This is a genomic window from Sphingomonas sp. GM_Shp_1 (genome assembly GCF_026540895.1).
GTDB lineage: Bacteria > Pseudomonadota > Alphaproteobacteria > Sphingomonadales > Sphingomonadaceae > Sphingomonas.
This window is the reverse complement of the sequence record NZ_JALNUR010000006.1, coordinates 35,814-53,857: the sequence shown is the minus strand read 5'-3', so window position 1 is coordinate 53,857 and position 18,044 is coordinate 35,814. Positions and strand designations below refer to the sequence as shown.

Here is an 18,044-nt window from a genome sequence, read left to right as displayed (position 1 = left end):
CCATGCACTGGACGTCGGCCCTCGCGATCTACGTCCTGTTCTGGTTCCTCGCCGTGTTCTTGGTCCTGCCCTTCGGGGTCAGGACTACGCACGAGGTCGGTGCGGAACATATCCCCGGCACCGCCGAAAGCGCGCCGCATGTCTTTCTGATCGGCCGCTTCTTCCTTCGCACCACGATCGTCGCGACAATGATGTTCGGGCTGTTCTACCTGAACTATGTCTATGGCTGGATCACCGCCGATATGCTCGACTGGAGCGGGGTGAGCCGGGGCGTCTGACATGGCGCGCGCGTCCCGCCTGTTCGACCTGCTGCACCTGCTCCACCGCCAGAGCCGCGTCGTCAGCGGGCGGCATCTGGCCGAGCAACTCGGTATATCGCTGCGCACCCTGTATCGCGACATCGCCACGCTTCAGGCGATGGGCGCGGATATCGAGGGCGAGGCGGGGCTGGGCTATCGCCTGAAACCCGGTTTTCTGTTGCCCCCGATGAGCTTCCCGGTTGAGGAGGTCGAGGCGCTGGTGCTCGGCGCGCGCTGGGTGGCCGAGCGAGCGGACCCGGCCATGGGGCAGGCGGCGCGCAGTGCGGTCGCGCGGATCATGCGCGCGATGACGCCGGAACAGGCCGAGGCGATGCGCGGCACCCATTTGTTCATCGCCTCGCGCTCCGAGGCGTATGAGGCGGAGGTCGATCCCGCGCCCTTGCGCGCAGCGATCCGCAGCGAGCGCCGCCTGTCGTTGATCTACCGCGATGCCGAGGGGGCTGCGTCCGAACGGATCATCTGGCCCTTCGCGATCGCGCTGTTCGACCGGGCGGACGTGCTGCTCGGCTGGTGCGAGTTGCGGGGCGACTATCGCACCTTCCGCATCGACCGGATCGTCACCGCCCGCCCGTTGCCCGATCGCTATCCGCGTCGCCGTGCGGTGCTGCTGCGCGAATGGAGCGAGGCCCAGGGCATTCCGCAGGAGCGTTTCCTGCTGACGGAAACTGACGCGGGTCCCGACTAGGCAAATCTCCTCTCGAACCAAGGAGCCTCGTCATGGAATGTCCCACCACCACCATCCTGCTGCACGTCGCCGATCCGGCCGTCAGTGCCGACTTTTATCGCCGGGTCTTGGACCGCGAGCCTGTGGATGCCAGCGAGGCCTTTGTCCTGTTCCTCCTGTCGTCCGGTCAGGCGCTCGGCCTTTGGCGTCGCGACGTGATCGATCCGCCCGCGACCGGGGTGACAGGCAGCATCGAGATCGGGTTCAAGCAGAGCACTGAAGGTGTCGACCGGTGCCACGCCGACTGGGTCGAGCAAGGCGTGACCATGCTGATGCCGCCGACCGACCGGCCTTTCGGGCGAAGCTTCGTCGCGCTCGATCCGGACGGGCATCGGTTGCGGGTCTATGCGCTGAACGGATGAGGCGAGGGCGGGGCGTGGTCTTCGACTTCGCTCAGGCTGAGCGGGGGGTGGCTGGCCCGCTTGATCCCTTGCGTGTCTCGAACCTCGGTTCGCACCGAGCCTGGTCGGAAGTCCGCCCCGTTACCGCAATCGCTCGATCGCCTGGGCGAGCGCCACGTAGAGCTTGCCCATGTCCGACGACAACAGGGTCACGCCCAGCGGCGATCCGTCCCGCTGGGCAAGCACCCCGCGCAACATCGCTTCGAAATCATGGATGTAGCGGTTCACATGGTCGCGGAACTTGGCATCGTCATCGTACAGATCGGCGATGTTGCGCGCCTGATGCGAGTCGAGGATCCGCACGGCCCGCCGGGTGAAGACGCCGCGATCGCCCTTCAGATAGGCGGCCCAGGCGCTGTCGGTGACTTCGGGCGCATAGATTTTCGCGATGTCGATAGACGCCGAGTTGAGCGATTCGACCAGCAGCGAGGCGCGACGCGCAAAATTGTCGCGTTCGGCTTCCTCGCGCTCGGTCCGTGCTTCCTCCAGCCGGGATTCGACGATCGCGGTCTTTTCGACGATGAGATCGGCCTGCTTGGCCAGCCGCTCGGTCGCGCGGGTGGCGGCTTCGACCGCGCCCTGTGTCGCGTCGACGATGGCATGGACCTGACGCTCGACCGTGTCGCCGGTGGCGCGGCGCATCGCCTCGGCGCTGGCGAGTTCCAGCGCATGGGCGGCCTCGGGAATGACGTCGGCCAGCGTCTCGCGCGCCTTTTCGGCGGCGGTCGCGGCGGTTTCGCGCACCCGGAGCAGCGCATCGACCAGCTTGGGGGCGGCTTCGTCAGCGAAACGGTGCGAGCGTTCGATGGTCTCGTCCACCATCATGCCCAGCGCATCCGCCTTGGCGCGCCCGCTCGACAGGGTTTCGATCAGCGAGCCCGACAGCGTTTCCAGCGTCTGGCGCTGTTCGGCGATGACGTCGGCAATCGCCTCGATCGCCTCGTGCGTGCTCTCCGCCGCGGCGACCAGCGCCAGCAGTTCGGGCTTGGTCCGCACGACGATCTCGTGACTGCCCAGAATCCGCTGGTCCAGCCGGTCGAGCGCTTCGGGCAGGGTCTCGTCCATCTCGCGCGCGGCGGCGTCGAGCGCGATCAGCAGCGTCTCGGTCGTGCCGATGACGCGGTTGGCCATCTGTTCGCCCGCCTCCAGCGCGCCGGTCATCGCATCGGCCGATCCACCGAGCGCACTGATCGAGGCGGCCAGCATCTGCGACTTTTCGGTGCCCTGCGTATGGAGCAGCGCGATCCGCGTCTCGACCCGTTCCAGTTCGCCGTCGAGCGACTGGACGATCGCCTCGCCCGCGATACGCTGGGCATCCAGTTCCTCGGTCAGCCGGGCGACGGCGGCATCGACACCGGCGATCCGCTCGGCCAGCGCTTCGGCGCTGTCGCGCGCCGCACTGTCCAGCGCCGTCTGGTTCGCGCCGATCATGGCCAGCATCGTTTCGCTTTGCGTACCCAGACTCTGGCCCAATCGATCGATGGCCTGGGCGGTTCGGTCGAGCAGGGCGTCGATGGTCGTCGCAACGGTGGCGGTGATCTTCTCCAGATGCTGGCTGGCGGAGCGGCTGGTCGCCTCCATCTGTTCGATATGGGTGGCCAGGCGCATCGCCGCGCCGCTGGCGATGGTGTCGGCATCCTGTCCGCGCCGCCCCAGCGCGACCAGTTGCGCGTCCAGCGCGGCGACATGCGTTTCCGCCGCGCGGACGATATCGGCCATCCGGTCGCTCGCCTCGCTGACATCCTCCGCAGCCTGGGGCAGCGCGCCGAGTAACTGGGTCAGGCTGGCTCCGCTGGTCGCGGCGACATCGGCCAGGGTGCGGCCATGTGCCTCGACCATCTGGATATCGTCGGTCAGGTCGCGCGCGATGGTGGTGAAATGCCTTTGCGCCAGTTCCATCATGTCGGACAGGCTTTCCGCCTGCGCCGCGAGTTCGCCCCGGTTCGTGGCGAGCGCCTGGCCGATGGCGGCGACCGCGCGTTCCAGCGCCGCCGCCTCCGCCCGCATCTCATGCGCGGTCAGGGCGAAGCGGCGCTGCTCGGCGCGACTGTTGCGCTGGACGATCAGCCATAGGACGGCGATCGTCATCGGCCCCGCCAGCGCGAGCGTCATCAGGGGCGGCAGGGTGGCGATCGACAATTCGCCCGAGCGCGACAGGCCCCAGGCGGCGACCGCCCCGACCCAGCCGATCGCCCCCGCCAGTGCCAGCATCATCGGCCAGCGCGCGGCGGGCTCCTCGGCCACGGGATCGGGGCCCGCCCCTTCGTCCAGCCAGGGGCTGCCGGTCATCGCGGCCATGTCCGGCGCGTCATTATGGGCCGTATACGGCGCGCCATGGTCGGCCATATCCGACGCCGTTTCCGGCATGTCCGACCTGTCCTGACGCTCCGCGCGCACATCCACGATCATCAAAGCCCCCGTGTCACAATGGGTCGGTTTATCACGTTTGCCCGCCGCAGGAAGCGATTTGCGCTATTCCGTGGCGGGCGGGTTCCGGTTTATGAGGGGGCAATGACTTACGAACATGGAACGATCGACTCCGCCCTGGCGGCAGTTGCCGGCGATGAGCCCGCCGTCATCCAGGATCTGCGCCGTGCTTTCGTCGAGGGCGTCACCCATGTGCTGGAGGTGATGCACCTGGCGGAAAACGGTCAGGAATGGCGTGAGGCCGCCCTGCGGCTGAAGGGACTGGCGGCGAGCGTCAACGCCCTGCCGCTGATGACCCTGGCCGCCCAGGCGGCGGAGCGCGACGGCCGCGACGCCGCGCTGCTCGACCAGATCGGGAAGCTCGTCGCCCGCCTTTGAATCCCGCGTTTTAGCGAGGTGGGCGAGGGCGTGCGGTCGGGGCTGGCAAGGACCGCCCCGAGCGCCTAACAGCGGACGATGCTGTCCGGTCTTCTTTTTGCGATTGACGACGCCGACGACCGCCCCGGGCGGTTGACGGCCACCTTGCCGTTCGCCGGCGTGACGCTGATCGAATATCAGGCCCGGCTGCTGATCGCGGCGGGCGCGGCGCAGATCATCATCGTGGTCGCCCGGCTGACCCCCGAATTGCTGGGCGCCATCGCCCGTATCGCCCAGCGCGGTGTGGTGGTCGACACGGTGCGCAGCGCGGTGGAAGCGGCGGAAAAGCTGCATCCCCTGTCGCGACTGGTGGTGCTCGCCGACGGCCTGATCACCACCGAGGACACGATCGCGCTCGTGCTGCGCGACACCGGCCATGACGCGCTGGTCGTCGTGCCGGAGGCGGGGGCCGAGGCGGGGCTGGAGCGGGTCGGCGGCCAGATGGCCTGGGCGGGCGTCGCGCGGGTCGATCCGCGTCGCGTGGCCGAGGTCGCCGCCCTGCCGCGCGATTACGACCTGCAATCGACGCTGCTAAGGCTCGCGGCACAGGCGCATGCGACCCATATCCTGCTGCCCGGCGATGCGCAAAAGGCCGGGCATGGCATCGTCCACCGCGCCGAGGCCCTGGATGCACAGGGGCGCGCGGTGGTCGCCCGGCTGGTGTCAGGGCGGCGGAGCTGGTTCGATCGTTATATCCTGGCCCCCATCGCACGGTTGAGCCTGCCGCGTCTGGTCGAGCGGGCCGTGCCCGCGCATGTCGCGGGCGGAGTGGGGACCGGACTGGGCCTGTTGGGCCTGGTGCTGATCGGTTTCGGGCTGCCCGCTTTCGGACTGATCGTCACGATCATCGGTACGCTGGGTCTGGGGCTGGCCGAGACGCTGGCGGGGCTTCGCGACGAACAGGGGGCGGTGCGGGCGCATTCGGCGCTGATCGCCGGGCTGGCCGCGCTCGCCATCGCCGTGCTGGGGTGGCAGCATTATCGCCTATGGGCCGACGATCTGGCGCCGATGTTCGCCATCATGCTGATCGTCCTGGCGATTCTGACAGAGCGGGCGGCGCTGTATCGCTTTCGGCGGCGCTGGTGGGCCAGCCCTCCGGCCTATCTCCTCGTCGTCCTGCCCGCGACCATGCTGGGCATGACGCTCGGCGGACTGGTGATCGCGATCATCTATGCGATTGTCACTTTGGCGTCCGCAATCGAGACATTACGCGCGCAAGTTTAGTGTCGCTTTAACATCAAAGGCATTAGCGATGCCGGATGGCGGTCGCACCGGACCCATTTGATGCCCTTGATTGGCAGCACGCTCGGCTATCCGAGCGGGTGGCCATGGCGCGTATGCGTGCCGCCGCACGGCGTCAGGGCGCGGTGGCCGACCTGCGGCTCGACGATGATTCGCGACTGACCGACCGGATACGGTTCGAGGTCGCGGCGCGGTTGAACGCGTTGGTCGAAACGACCGCCGCCGACCTGCTGCACCAGGCCGAACGGCTGCGCGCCGAGGACGATGGCGAACGCGATCCCGTCGCTCCGCCTTCGCCAGCGGAGGCGATAGCGCGAATGCGGCGCGCGGGATTGCTCCACGCCCCCGATCTGGTCGCCGAACTGGTCGCGCAGGTCCGCCAGCAGATGCTGGCCGAAGCGCTGCCCATGGAAAACATGGCGGGCGACGCGCCCAGCCTGCTCGTTCGCCTGATCGAAGCGCCGGACCGGATCGTCGCCGCGTCGGCCCGCGCCGTACTGGCCGCCGAGGGCCGCGCGCGCATGGTGGAAGCGGATGGCGAGGCGATCGCCTTGCCCGGCGCGGTGCGTCGCAATCTGGTCTGGACGGTCGCCGCCGCGCTGCGTCAGGGCGACGATGCGGGGCTGGACCGTGCCCTGGCGCAGGCGGCGGAGCGGGTGCTGGCCGCGCATGGCGAGGCGGAGGGCCCGGGGGCCGCGGTCCTGAGGCTGGCCGAGGCGATCGATGCGCGTCCCGCCGAACTGCCCGACCTTCTGCTGGAAAGCCTGTCGGATCGGCAACTCGGCCTGTTCATCGCGCTGCTCGCCCATGCCACGGGCATTGAGCATGAAGAATTGCGCGACATCGTGCTGGAGCCGGAGGGCGATCGGCTTTGGCTGGTCCTGCGGTCGCTCGACCTGGGCCGCGCGGCGGTGGCGCGGATCGGGCTTGCCCTGTCGGAGGCGGATGGGCGACGCGACGTGGACGGCTTTGCCGAGGCGCTGGATGCGATCATGGCGATCCCGGCGGCGGACGCGCGGCGCGCCATCGCCACGCTGGGCCTGCCGCGCGCCTTTCGCGATGCCATGGCGCGGCTGGACGAGGGGGCGGCGCGTTGACCTCGATCGACGGCCCCGGCGAATCGATGGTGGCGCGCGCCATATTGGACGCGGGCGATCATCTCCTCTCCGCCGACCCGCCCATCGAGTTGCTCCACATGCGCGCTGGCGGCGGCGCGGACGATCCGATGGCGGTCGCGCCCATCGCGCGGATCGCACGCCTGGCGCGCCGTCTGGGAATATCCGTGTCGCGCAAGGTGCGGGTCGCCGATGACGAAGGCGATCTCGACCTGTGGGTGCAGGCGCGACCCGAGACGGGGCAGATAAGGCTGAGCGTCAGCGGCTGGCGAGACCAATCCGCCTGGCGGCCCGTCGCGACGCCGCCCGACCATGCCGCGATGGGAGCCGATTTCCGCTGGGAGACCGACGCCGCGCTGCGCCTGACCTTCCTGTCGCGCGAGGCGGGGATGCGATACGGCTTCGATCCCGACGCATTGCTCGGGCAGCCTTTGAACGCGCTGTTCGCCTTCGATCCCGCGACGGGGGATTCCCATGCGTTGATGCGCGACGCCGCGCCGCTCGACGGTCGCTGCGCCCGGCTTCGCCCGACCGATGCGCCCGTCCGGCTGTCGGCGGCGATCCGGCATGACGGGATGGGCGGCATCGCGGGGCTGACCGGTGCGACCTTCCTGATCGATCAGCCGGGCGAGGGGGAGGGCGACACCCCGTCGCCGATCCATCAGCCGCCCTTGACCGAGAGCTTCACCGCCGGGCTCGACCGAGCGCTTCGCACGCCGCTCGCCCGGATCGTCGCGAACGCCGACAGCATCGCGGCGCGTGCCGACGGGCCGATCGCGGCGGACTATGCCGAATATGCCGGGGATATCGCCCATGCGGGGCGGCATCTGCTGGGGCTGGTCGACAATCTGGTCGAGTTGCAGGCGATCGAGCAGCCGGACTTCCGCCTGGCCGCGACACCGCTCGATCTGGCCGATGTCGCGCGCCGTGCCGCCGGACTGCTGGCCGTGCGTGCCGATGCGGCCGGGGTGACGATCCGTCGCCCCGGCATGGCGGAGGGGATGAGCGCGATCGGCGATTTCGGCCGCTCGCTTCAGATCCTGATCAACCTGATCGGCAATGCCCTGCGCTACTCCCCCCATGGCGGGGAAGTGGTGGTCAGCGTCGCGCGGGAGGATGACTGGGCGATGGTCCGCGTCACCGATCACGGCAAGGGGATCGCCCCCGAAGACCAGCCGCGCATCTTCGAGAAATTCGAGCGGGTCGATCCGTCCGAGCCCGGCGGCAATGGCCTGGGGCTCTATATCGCGCGGCGGCTGGCGCGGGCGATGGGCGGCGACCTGACGGTCGAGAGCGAGCCGGGGCTGGGCGCTACCTTCACTTTGGGCCTGCGCGCCCGATAGAAAAAGGGCCCCCGAAGGAGCCCTTTTCCACATCCGCCGGATCGATCAGCGCCGCCTGGGCAAGCGCCGCGCGACCAGGATCAGCACCAGTCCGGCGATCGCGACGAACGCGCCGCGATCGGCCCATTCGCCCTGGCCGAGCATGAAGCTCTCCTGTGGCCAGCGGATATAACCCAGGCCCTGACCGATCCACAAAAGCCCCGTCAGCGCCAGAAGGACGCCGATGGCGATCAGGATCGGCCGGGCCCGGTTCATGACTTAGCGCTGCTCGACCGGAACGTACGAGCGCTGCGTCGGGCCGGTGTAGAGCTGACGCGGACGGCCGATCTTCTGGTCGGGATCGGTGATCATCTCGTTCCACTGCGCAACCCAGCCGACGGTGCGGGCCAGGGCGAAGAGCACGGTGAACATCTCGGTCGGGAAGCCGATCGCCGACAGGATCACGCCCGAATAGAAGTCGACATTCGGGAACAGCTTCTTCTCGACGAAATAATCGTCGTTCAGCGCAATCTCTTCGAGGCGGAGCGCCGTCTCGAACAACGGGTCGTTGACCTTCAGCGCGTCGAACACCTCGCGCACGGTCTTCTGCATCACGGTCGCGCGCGGATCGTAATTCTTGTAAACGCGGTGACCGAAGCCCATCAGGCGGAACGGATCGTTCTTGTCCTTGGCGCGCGCGATGAACTCGGGGATGCGCTCGGGCGTGCCGATCTCGCGCAGCATGTTGAGCGCGGCTTCGTTCGCGCCGCCATGCGCCGGACCCCAGAGGCAGGCGATGCCCGCCGCGATGCACGCGAACGGATTGGCGCCCGACGAACCCGCCAGACGGACGGTCGAGGTCGATGCGTTCTGCTCATGGTCGGCATGGAGGATGAAGATGCGGTCCATCGCCTTTTCGACCGCCGGGTTCACCTCATAGGGCTCGGCCGGAACGCCGAAGGTCATGCGCAGGAAGTTGCCGGTGTAGGACAGCGAGTTGTCCGGGTACAGGAAGGGCTGGCCCACGCTGTACTTATACGCCATCGCCGCGATCGTCGGGATCTTGGCGATCAGGCGGTGCGAGGCGATGGTCCGCTGCACCGGATCGTGGATGTCGGTCGAATCGTGATAAAAGGCCGACAGCGCACCGATCACGCCGCACATGATCGCCATCGGGTGCGCATCGCGGCGGAAGCCACGGAAGAACGCGGCCAACTGCTCATGCACCATGGTGTGGCGCGTGATCGTGGTGTTGAAGCCCTCCAGTTCCGCCTTGTTCGGCAGTTCGCCGTTCAGCAGCAGATAGGCCACTTCCATGAAGCTGCTATTCTCGGCCAGTTCGCCGATCGGGTAGCCGCGGTGCAGCAGCACGCCTTCGTCACCGTCAATATAGGTCAGCTTCGACTGGCACGACGCGGTCGAGGTGAAGCCGGGATCATAGGTGAAGGCGCCCGTCTGGGCATAGAGTTTGCGGATGTCGACCACGTCCGGGCCGATCGAGCCCGACATGACCGGATAGTCGAAGCCCTTGCCGCCGATGTTGAAATTCGCGGTATCGCTCATGCTCAGTGATCCTTCCTATCTGCGGTCATTTGGTCCGCGATCCGACCCAGGCTTTCCTCACGGCCCAACAGGCTGAGCACGTCGAAGATCCCCGGAGACGTCTTGCGTCCGGTCAAAGCGGCGCGGAGCGGCTGGGCGACCTGGCCGAGCTTGACGCCCTCTGCCTCGGCCACCTTGCGTACCGCGTCTTCCAAAAGCTCCGTATCCCAGTTGTGCACCGCGTCAAGCGCGGTGTGTACCGAAACGAGAATGTTGCGTGCCTTTTCGTCGAGAAGGCCCTGCGCCGCCTCGTCCATGGTCAACGGACGGGTCGCGAAAAGGAAACGCGCGCCATCGGCCAGTTCGTTGAGATTCGCGGCACGCGGTTTCAGCGAGGGCATCGCGGCGGTCAGCAGCGCGACATTCTCGACGCCCATCCGCTGGGCGACGAGGTCGGCCAGGCGCGCATCATCGGCTTCGCGGATATAATGGCCGTTGAGGTTCTCGAGCTTCTTCAGGTCGAAGCGCGACGGGGCCTTGCCCACGGCGGACAGGTCGAACCACTTCACCGCATCCTCGCGCGCGATGATTTCGGCATCGCCATGCCCCCAACCCAGGCGGAGCAGGTAATTGTCGAGCGCTTCGGGCAGGATACCCATCTCGTCGCGATACGCCTCGATCCCCACCGCGCCGTGCCGCTTGGACAGCTTGGCACCGTCCGATCCGTGGATCAGCGGGATATGCGCGTAAACGGGCTCGGCCCAGCCCATCGCCTTGTAGATCGGCAACTGGCGGAAGGCGTTATTCAGGTGATCGTCGCCCCGGATCACATGGGTCACGCCCATGTCGTGATCGTCGACCACCACCGCCAGCATATAGGTGGGCGTGCCGTCCGAGCGGAGCAGGACCAGGTCGTCCAGTTCGGCATTCTGGACGGTGACGCTGCCCTGTACCCGGTCCTCGATCGTCACGGCCCCCTCACGCGGCGCACGCAGGCGGACGACGAAGGGCTGGCCTTCGGGGGCGGTCGCGGGGTCAGCGTCGCGCCAGGGCGAGCGGATCCGCAACGGCTGCTTGGCGGCCTGCGCCGCTTCGCGTTGGGCGGCGATCTCCTCCTGGGTCATGTAGCAGCGATAGGCGTGGCCCCGCGCCATCATTTCCTTGGCCACCTCGGCATGGCGATCCGCGCGGGCGAACTGGAACACCGCCTCGCCGTCCCAATCCAGGCCCAGCCAGCGCATGCCGTCGAGGATCGCGTCGATCGCGGGCTGGGTCGAGCGGGCGCGGTCCGTATCCTCGATACGCAGCAGGAACTTGCCGCCATTGGCCTTGGCGAACAGCCAGTTGAACAGCGCGGTGCGCGCGCCGCCGATATGCAGGAAACCCGTCGGCGAGGGCGCGAAGCGGGTCACCACGGGCGTGGCGTTCGATCCGGCGGCGATATCATCTGTTGCGCTCAACCGCGCATACTCCCAATCATGAAATCCGATGGCCCATTCAGCCGCCGCAGCCCCTAGCATCAAGCGTCCGCGCCGCCAAATGCCGCGCCTTCGCGTGTTGGAACATTGGGCCGAGGCGGAGCGGAACCAGTTGCCGCTATGGCTGCCGGTGATGCTGGGCGTCGGGATCGCCGCATGGTTCATGCTGCCCGATCCACGTGCGTGGATCGCCGTGGTGCTGGCGCTGGCCGGAATGGGGCTCGGCGCGGCGACGCTGGCGGATGGCGGACGGGTGCCGCGCATGCTGGGGATGGCGGCGTTGCTGGTGAGCGCGGGGGTGTTGCTCGCCTGGGCGCGTGCCGAATCGGTGGGGGCTCCGGTGCTCGGCCGACCGACCATCGCGACATTGGTGGCGGATGTGGAGGGGGTGGATCGGCTGGCGGCACGGCGGGTCGTGCGGCTGATGCTGCATCCGCTGGCCGCGCGCGATGGTCGGGGACGCGCATTGACCTTGCCGCCGCGCATCCGGGTTTCCTTGGCGGAGGAGGATGCGATCGAAGGGCTGGGCGCGGGCGCTCGGGTGTGTTTGCGGGCCCGGTTGATGCCGCCTGCGGGTCCGGTCGCGCCGGGCGGGCATGACTTTGCGCGGGCCGCCTGGTTTCAGGGGATCGGCGCGACCGGGCGTGGCTTCGCCCCGGTTACGCTGTTGCGTCCCGCACCCAAGGCCATGGGGCTTCGGCAGCGTCTGTCGGCGCGGATCACGGCGCGGATCGCGGGCAGCGAAGGCGGCATTGCGGCGGCGCTCGCCACCGGAGATGTGGGCGCGATCGATGATTCGGATGCGGAGGCGATGCGCAGGGCGGGGCTCGCCCATCTGTTGTCGGTCAGTGGCCTGCATATCACCGCCGTGGTCGGGATCGTCATGGTCCTGACCGTGCGGCTGTTGGCGCTATGGCCTTGGCTGGCGTTGCGGGTCCGCTTGCCGTTGCTGGGGGCGGCGGCGGGGGCGGTCGCGGCGATCGGCTATACCTGGCTGACCGGGGCGGAGGTGCCGACGATCCGGTCCTGTGTGGCGGCGATGCTGGTGCTGGCGGCGCTCGCGCTGGGGCGGGAGGCGATGACCCTGCGGCTGGTGGCGGCGGGGGCGCTGATCGTCCTGCTCTTCCGGCCCGAGGCGCTGATGGGGGCGAGTTTCCAGCTTTCCTTCGCGGCGATCACCGCCATCGTCGCGCTGCACGATCATCCCGCGATGCGGCGCTGGTTCGGGCCGCATCCGGACTGGCGGTGGTCGGCGCTTCGCCATCTGGCGGCGCTGCTGGTGACCGGGCTGATGGTCGAGCTGGCATTGATGCCGATCGCGATCTTCCATTTCCACAAGGCCGGACTTTATGGCGCGATGGCGAATATCGTCGCCATCCCCTGGACCACCTTCGTCGCGATGCCGCTGGAGATGATCGCGCTGCTGCTGGAGCCGTTGGGGGTGGCCGGACCCTTCTGGTGGCTGCTCGGGCGGTCGCTGGGCCTGCTGCTGGCGCTGGCGCACCAGGTCGCCGCGATGCCCGGCGCGGTCGTCGCGCTGCCGGTCGCCCCGGGCTGGGCCTTTGCGGCGGCGGTGGGCGGCGGTCTCTGGGTGGCGCTGTGGCGGACCCGCTGGCGGTGGCTGGGTCTGCCGATGCTCGCCCTGGGCTTCATCGCGATGCTGCTCGCCCCGACGCCCGACCTGATCGTCACGGGGGACGGACGCCATGTCGCGATGGTCAGCGGCAAGGGAGTCGCCCTGCTGCGCGACCGGGCGGGCGATTATATGCGCTCGGCTCTGTCGGAAATGGGAGGGGCCGACGGGGAACCGCAGGCGCTCGCCGATCGACCCGGTGCACGATGCGGGCCGGATATGTGCGTCACGCGGGTCGAGCGGGACGGCAAGGTCTGGCGGATCGCCGCAACCCGGAGCGGCTATGCGGTGCCCTGGCGCGACCTGATCGCGCTATGCCAACGCATGGACATCGTCATCGCCGACCGCCGCTTGCCGCCCGATTGCCGTCCGCGCTGGCTGAAGCTCGATGCGCCAGCCCTGCGACGGACGGGCGGAGTGACCATCCGGCTTGGTCCGCCGCAGGTCGACATGGTGCATCGACCGGGCGACCGTCACCCCTGGATCGAGGCCGCCGCGACAGCGACCCCTCCGGCTCAGTCGTAGCGGCGCAGGATACCCGACAGCCTGCCCTGCACCCGCACTTGCGCGGGGGCGTAACGCTGGGGATCATAAGCGCGGTTGGCCGGATCGAGCCGAACCATCGAACCCTCGCGACGGAAATATTTGAGCGTCGCTTCGGCCTCGTCGATCAGCGCGACGACGATCTGGCCGTCGCGTGCCACATCGGTCCGGCGGATCAGCGCATAGTCGCCGTCGAGAATCCCCGCCTCGACCATCGAATCGCCCGAGACTTCCAGCGCATAATGCTCGCCCGAACCCAGCAGAGCGGCGGGCACGGCCAGGGTCGAGCTACCCTCGAACGCCTCGATGGGAAGGCCGGCGGCGATCCGGCCGTGCAGCGGGATTTCGACCACGTCGTTGGCGGGCTCCGCCACGGGGCGGAGCGACGGGCCGCGGACCGTGTCGGAGGTCGCAGCCGATGCCGAAGCCGCCAGGGGCTTTTCGGGCCGATCGGGCATCCGCAACACCTCCAGCGCGCGCGCGCGATTGGGCAGGCGGCGGATGAAGTGGCGTTCCTCCAGCGCGGAGATCAGGCGATGGACGCCCGACTTGGACTTGAGGTCCAGCGCCTCCTTCATCTCCTCGAAGGACGGCGACACGCCGGTTTCCTTCAAACGGTCATTGATGAAGCAGACAAGCTCATGCTGCTTTGCGGTGAGCATCGCGATCCTCCGTCCAGAACAGACGTGGAACTTATATGGAACGTTTGGGCTTGCGTCAAGCGAGCATCAGGATTTCCGCCGAGTCGCCCACCAGAGCCGCCGGGGCATGCGGCGGGCGGATCACCAGGCAGGTCGAACGCGCCAGAGTGAGCAGCATCGAGCTGTCCTGGATCGCCGCCGCATGGACCCGTCCGTCGATCATCGCGGCGCGGAGATAGTCGATGCGCGGCCCGTTGGTGGGCAGATCCTCTCCCAATATCGCGGGGATCGGCGCGGGGAAGGGGTCCGCCGCGCCCGCCATGTGCGCGATCAGGGGACGAACGAACAGCGTCGCGGTGACGAACGCCGAAACCGGGTTGCCCGGCAGGCTGAGCACCACCGTCTCGCCCAGCCGCCCCGCCATCATCGGCTTGCCGGGGCGCAGCGCGATGCGCCAGAAATCGATGCTCCCCCCGGCGGCCTTCAAGGCGGGCTGGACCAGGTCATGATCGCCCACCGACGCGCCGCCGGTCGTAACCAGCAGATCGGCGTCCACCCCCGCGAAAGCGTCACGCAACCGCCCCAGATCATCGGGCAGGATACCCAGATCGATGATGTCGACCGGCAGGTCGGCCAGCATCGCGGCGAGCATCACGCCGTTCGATTCGGGCAGGGCGTCGGGGTCGCCAAGTCCCGGTGGCACGAGTTCGTCCCCGGTTGCGGCGATGGCGACGCGGATGCGCGGGCGGACGGGCAGGGTGCCATGCCCCCCGGTCGCCGCCACCGCGATGCGGGCCGGGGTCAGGCGCTGCCCGGCGGCGATCAGCCGGTCGCCCGCCGTGAAATCCAGCCCCCGCCGCCGGACGTTGCGCCCGCGATGCGCAGGCCCCTCGCCGGTCAGGGTCAATGTCGCGCCGTCACGGCCCGCTTCCTCCTGGATCAGCACCGTATCGGCTCCGGGGGGCAGCGCCGCGCCGGTGAAGATACGCGTTGCCTGACCCGCTTCGATCGCATGGGGAAAGGGCCGCCCCGCCGCGCTTTCGCCGATGACGGTCCAGGGGCCCGGCATATCGGCGAAGCGGATCGCATAGCCGTCCATCGCCGACAGGTCGCTCGCCGGTTGGGTCCGTATCGCCGCTATGTCGCGCGCGGCCCAGCGACCGGCGGCCTCGCGCAAGGGCAGTTCGACGATGGGACGCTCGGTGGCGAGGGCGAGCAGGCGCTGCTGGGCTTCGGCGACGGGTAGAAGAATGACGGTCACTCCTGTTGGCCCAAGGACGCTTAGACCGCGATCCGCGTTCCCGGCCGCGTTCCCGGCGTCAGGCGTGCCAGTCGCCGGACTTGCCGCCGGTCTTCGACAACAGGCGAATGTCGCCGATCGTCATGCGCTTATCCAACGCCTTGGCCATGTCATAGACGGTCAGCAGCGTTACCGTAACGGCGGCAAGCGCCTCCATCTCCACGCCCGTCTGCCCCGCCGTCGCGGCGGTGGCGGTGGCGGTGACTCCCTCGGCATCCAGCGCCAGGTCGATCTCGACCTTGCTGAGCGGCAGGGGGTGACACAGCGGGATGAGGTCGCTGGTCTTCTTGGCGGCCATGATGCCCGCGACGCGCGCCACGGCCAGCACATCGCCCTTCTGGACGCTGCCCGCGCGGATCGCGGCGGCGGCCTCGGGCGACATGGTGACGCGCCCTTCCGCCACCGCCTGCCGGGCGGTCACCGACTTGGCACTGACATCGACCATCCGCGCCGATCCGCTATCGTCCAGATGGGTAAGGCCGCTCATCCGATCAGCGCGCGGGTCGCCGCCTCGACATCATGTTCGCGCATCAGGGCTTCGCCGATCAGGAAGCAATGGATGCCATGCTGGGCCATCGCGTCGAGATCGGCGCGGGTCGTCAGGCCGCTCTCGGCGACGAAGGTGCTGCCCTCCGGCGCGCGCCCGACCAGTTCATAGGTGCGTTGGAAATCGACCGTGAAGTCGCGCAGATCGCGGTTGTTGACCCCGATCAGCCGCGACTTGAGCCGGGCGGCGCGCTCCATCTCGGCGGCGTCATGGACCTCGACCAGCGCGTCCATCCCGCATTCGATGGCGGCGGCCTCGATCTCCTGCATCTGCGTATCGTCGAGCGCCGCGACGATGATCAGGATCGCATCGGCGCCCAGCGCGCGCGACTCATGCACCTGCCACGGATCGACCATGAAGTCCTTGCGCAGCACCGGGATCGACACCGCCGCGCGGGCCTGCTCCAGAAACGCGTCTGCCCCCTGGAACCAGCGTTCGTCGGTCAGCACCGACAGGCAGGCGGCGCCCCCGGCCTCATAGGCGCGGGCATGGGCGGGGGGATCGAAATCGGCGCGGATCAGGCCCTTGGACGGGCTGGCCTTCTTCACCTCGGCGATCAGCGCATGGCCGGTCTTGGCGTCCAGCGCGGCGCGAAAGCCGCGGGGCGCGGAGACGGTTTCGATCTTGGCGTCGAGATCGGCGAGCGACATCGTCGCCTTGCGCGCGGCGACATCGGCGCGCTTGGTTTCCAGGATGCGGTCGAGCATCGTCATCGGTAGGCAATCCATCGATCGAGAAGCGCCGCGGCATCACCCGTATCGATCGCGCGAGCAGCGGCCACGGCCCCTTCGGACAGGTCGGCGCTATGCCCGGCGACCAGCAGGGCCGCGGCGGCATTGAGGAGAACGGCGTCGCGATACGCGCCCGGCTCTCCGGCGAGGAGACGGCGAAGCGCCTCGGCATTGTGCCGCGCGTCGCCGCCACGGATGGCGGTGATGGGATGGCGGGGCAGGCCCGCATCCTCCGGCGAGATCGTGGCGGGCGCGTCGATGCCGCCCACCGACACCGCGATGCTGGGCCCCGCACCCGACAGCTCGTCAAGGCCCTCTTCGCCCGACACGACCAGCGCGGCCTCCGCGCCGAGCTGCTCCAGCGCTTCGGCATAGACCGTCGCATAATCGGGCCGCGCGATGCCGATCAACTGACGCCCGACATGCGCCGGATTGGCGAGCGGACCCATCAGGTTGAAGATCGTCCGCCGCCCGATCCGCCGCCGGATCGGGGTGATCCGCGCCATGGCGGGATGGTGGTTGGCGGCGAAGAGGAAGGCGATGCCGATATCGGCTAGACTCGCCTGCGCCACCTGTCCGGCACGCTCCATGTCGAGGCCCAGCACCTCCAGCGTGTCCGCCGCGCCGGCCTTGGACGAGGCGGCGCGGTTGCCGTGCTTGGCGACCGGCACGCCCAGCGCCGCGACGACCAGCGACACGGCGGTCGACACGTTGAGCGTGTGATGCCCGTCGCCGCCCGTGCCGCACACATCGATGGTGCCGGGCGGCGCTTCGATCGGGATCAGCCTTTGCCGCATGGCACGGGCGGCCTCGGCTATCTCGATCGAGGTTTCGCCGCGCTCGGCCAGCCGGGTCAGGAAGTCGGCGGTCGCCTCGTCATCCGCCCGCCCGTCGAGAATGTCGGCAAAGGCGGCATGGGCCGTCTCGCGCGACAGCGGGCTGACGGGATCGGGCAGCAGCGCGATGGTGGTCACGCCGCACGCTCGACCGGGGGACGAAGCCGTTCGGGCAGGTCGTGCGCGATCCCGGCCTCGCGCAGGAAATTGGCGAGCATCGCATGGCCATATTCGGTGGCGATGCTCTCAGGGTGGAACTGGACGCCGTGGATCGGCAGCGTCGCGTGACGAAAGCCCATCACCGTCCCATCCTCGGCCCGCGCATTGACGACCAGGCTGTCGGGCACGTCGTTGACGATCAGCGAGTGATAGCGGGTCGCGGTGAAGGGGGAGGGCAGGCCCCGGAACAGCCCCGTGCCGTCATGATGGACGGGCGAGGTCTTGCCGTGCATCAGCCCGCCGCGTTCGACCAGCCCGCCGAAATGCTGGCCGATCGCCTGATGGCCCAAGCATACGCCCAGCAGCGGACGGCCCGCATCGGCGGCGGCGGCGACCAGGTCCAGGCTGACGCCCGCTTCGGTCGGCGTGCAGGGGCCGGGGGAGATGAGAAAGGCTTGCGCCCCCGACGACAGCGCTTGGCCCGCCGAGATCGCGTCGTTGCGGACCACCTCCACCTCGCTGCCCAATTCCTGAAGATAATGGACGAGGTTCCAGGTGAAGCTGTCGTAATTGTCGACGACCAGGATCATGGGGACCGCCATAGCCGATCGTGCGGGCGGTGCAACGCCTGCTTGACGCAATCGGGATGTGGGGCGGTATGCCGGG

18 protein-coding genes are annotated in these 18,044 nt (G+C 68.7%); 8 read left to right on the top strand and 10 right to left on the bottom strand.

Features of this window, described 5'->3' with window-relative positions:
- The first annotated feature begins 2 nt into the window (after positions 1-2).
- From OXQ33_RS05210 to OXQ33_RS05200, 3 genes are read left to right on the top strand one after another with little or no spacing between them, the layout of a single operon-like run.
- On the top strand, positions 3-278 hold the full coding sequence (locus tag OXQ33_RS05210) for a DUF1467 family protein (protein ID WP_267433635.1): 276 nt from the start codon (positions 3-5) through the stop codon (positions 276-278).
- A gap of 1 nt (position 279) precedes the next feature.
- Positions 280-1,005, top strand: coding sequence for a YafY family protein (locus tag OXQ33_RS05205; protein ID WP_267433634.1), 726 nt, complete (start codon positions 280-282; stop codon positions 1,003-1,005).
- A 32-nt stretch (positions 1,006-1,037) separates the two neighbouring features.
- Entirely contained in the window at positions 1,038-1,406 is a 369-nt protein-coding gene (locus OXQ33_RS05200) for a VOC family protein (RefSeq protein WP_267433633.1), read from the top strand.
- 120 nt (positions 1,407-1,526) lie between these two features.
- Here OXQ33_RS05200 and OXQ33_RS05195 read toward each other — a convergent pair whose 3' ends face one another.
- The gene (locus OXQ33_RS05195; protein ID WP_267433632.1) at positions 1,527-3,854 is read right to left on the bottom strand and encodes a hypothetical protein; all 2,328 of its coding nucleotides are present in this window, start codon (positions 3,852-3,854) and stop codon (positions 1,527-1,529) included.
- A 102-nt stretch (positions 3,855-3,956) separates the two neighbouring features.
- Between OXQ33_RS05195 and OXQ33_RS05190 the strand changes: the two genes are divergently transcribed.
- The 4 genes from OXQ33_RS05190 (at position 3,957) to OXQ33_RS05175 (ending at position 7,989) form a co-directional block, all read left to right on the top strand.
- Positions 3,957-4,250, top strand: a complete 294-nt coding sequence (locus OXQ33_RS05190) for an Hpt domain-containing protein (RefSeq protein WP_267433631.1) — start codon at positions 3,957-3,959, stop codon at positions 4,248-4,250.
- 132 nt (positions 4,251-4,382) lie between these two features.
- Positions 4,383-5,513 (top strand): hypothetical protein, encoded by a 1,131-nt coding sequence (locus OXQ33_RS05185; RefSeq protein WP_267433630.1) that lies wholly within the window; start codon positions 4,383-4,385, stop codon positions 5,511-5,513.
- Between the two features lie 104 nt (positions 5,514-5,617).
- Positions 5,618-6,628, top strand: coding sequence for a DUF2336 domain-containing protein (locus OXQ33_RS05180; RefSeq protein WP_267433629.1), 1,011 nt, complete (start codon positions 5,618-5,620; stop codon positions 6,626-6,628).
- Positions 6,625-7,989 carry a HAMP domain-containing sensor histidine kinase gene (locus tag OXQ33_RS05175; RefSeq protein ID WP_346015341.1) on the top strand — a complete coding sequence of 455 codons (1,365 nt, stop codon included), beginning with the start codon at positions 6,625-6,627 and terminating at the stop codon, positions 7,987-7,989. Before OXQ33_RS05180 ends, OXQ33_RS05175 begins: the two co-directional genes overlap by 4 nt.
- 45 nt (positions 7,990-8,034) lie before the next feature.
- Here the strand turns inward: OXQ33_RS05175 and OXQ33_RS05170 are convergent, their stop codons facing one another.
- Genes OXQ33_RS05170 through gltX form a run of 3 tightly spaced genes read right to left on the bottom strand, consistent with a single transcriptional unit; the run spans position 8,035 to position 10,970 of the window.
- A complete protein-coding gene (locus OXQ33_RS05170) occupies positions 8,035-8,244 on the bottom strand; it encodes a hypothetical protein (protein ID WP_267433628.1) in 210 nt (69 codons plus the stop codon).
- 3 nt (positions 8,245-8,247) lie between these two features.
- Positions 8,248-9,531: a citrate synthase gene (locus OXQ33_RS05165; RefSeq protein ID WP_267433627.1), complete on the bottom strand. Its 1,284-nt coding sequence runs from the start codon at positions 9,529-9,531 to the stop codon at positions 8,248-8,250.
- Positions 9,532-9,533: 2 nt separating this feature from the next.
- The gene (gltX, locus tag OXQ33_RS05160) at positions 9,534-10,970 is read right to left on the bottom strand and encodes a glutamate--tRNA ligase (RefSeq protein WP_267433626.1); all 1,437 of its coding nucleotides are present in this window, start codon (positions 10,968-10,970) and stop codon (positions 9,534-9,536) included.
- Positions 10,971-11,049: 79 nt separating this feature from the next.
- Between gltX and OXQ33_RS05155 the strand changes: the two genes are divergently transcribed.
- Positions 11,050-13,146 (top strand): ComEC/Rec2 family competence protein, encoded by a 2,097-nt coding sequence (locus OXQ33_RS05155; protein WP_267433625.1) that lies wholly within the window; start codon positions 11,050-11,052, stop codon positions 13,144-13,146.
- Here the strand turns inward: OXQ33_RS05155 and lexA are convergent.
- The 6 genes from lexA to OXQ33_RS05125 are packed head-to-tail and all read right to left on the bottom strand — an operon-like array spanning position 13,137 to position 17,968.
- On the bottom strand, positions 13,137-13,826 hold the full coding sequence (lexA, locus tag OXQ33_RS05150) for a transcriptional repressor LexA (protein WP_267433624.1): 690 nt from the start codon (positions 13,824-13,826) through the stop codon (positions 13,137-13,139). The two genes, OXQ33_RS05155 and lexA, sit on opposite strands and share 10 nt — an antisense overlap.
- A 55-nt stretch (positions 13,827-13,881) precedes the next feature.
- Positions 13,882-15,066: a gephyrin-like molybdotransferase Glp gene (gene glp / locus OXQ33_RS05145; RefSeq protein WP_267433623.1), complete on the bottom strand. Its 1,185-nt coding sequence runs from the start codon at positions 15,064-15,066 to the stop codon at positions 13,882-13,884.
- 58 nt (positions 15,067-15,124) lie between these two features.
- The gene (gene moaC / locus OXQ33_RS05140) at positions 15,125-15,592 is read right to left on the bottom strand and encodes a cyclic pyranopterin monophosphate synthase MoaC (RefSeq protein ID WP_267433622.1); all 468 of its coding nucleotides are present in this window, start codon (positions 15,590-15,592) and stop codon (positions 15,125-15,127) included.
- On the bottom strand, positions 15,589-16,365 hold the full coding sequence (gene trpC / locus OXQ33_RS05135; protein ID WP_267433621.1) for an indole-3-glycerol phosphate synthase TrpC: 777 nt from the start codon (positions 16,363-16,365) through the stop codon (positions 15,589-15,591). Before trpC ends, moaC begins: the two co-directional genes overlap by 4 nt.
- Positions 16,362-17,357, bottom strand: coding sequence for an anthranilate phosphoribosyltransferase (gene trpD, locus OXQ33_RS05130; RefSeq protein WP_267433620.1), 996 nt, complete (start codon positions 17,355-17,357; stop codon positions 16,362-16,364). The genes trpC and trpD overlap by 4 nt, the downstream gene beginning before the upstream one ends.
- Positions 17,354-17,968, bottom strand: coding sequence for an aminodeoxychorismate/anthranilate synthase component II (locus tag OXQ33_RS05125; RefSeq protein ID WP_267433619.1), 615 nt, complete (start codon positions 17,966-17,968; stop codon positions 17,354-17,356). Before OXQ33_RS05125 ends, trpD begins: the two co-directional genes overlap by 4 nt.
- Positions 17,969-18,044: the final 76 nt, after the last annotated feature.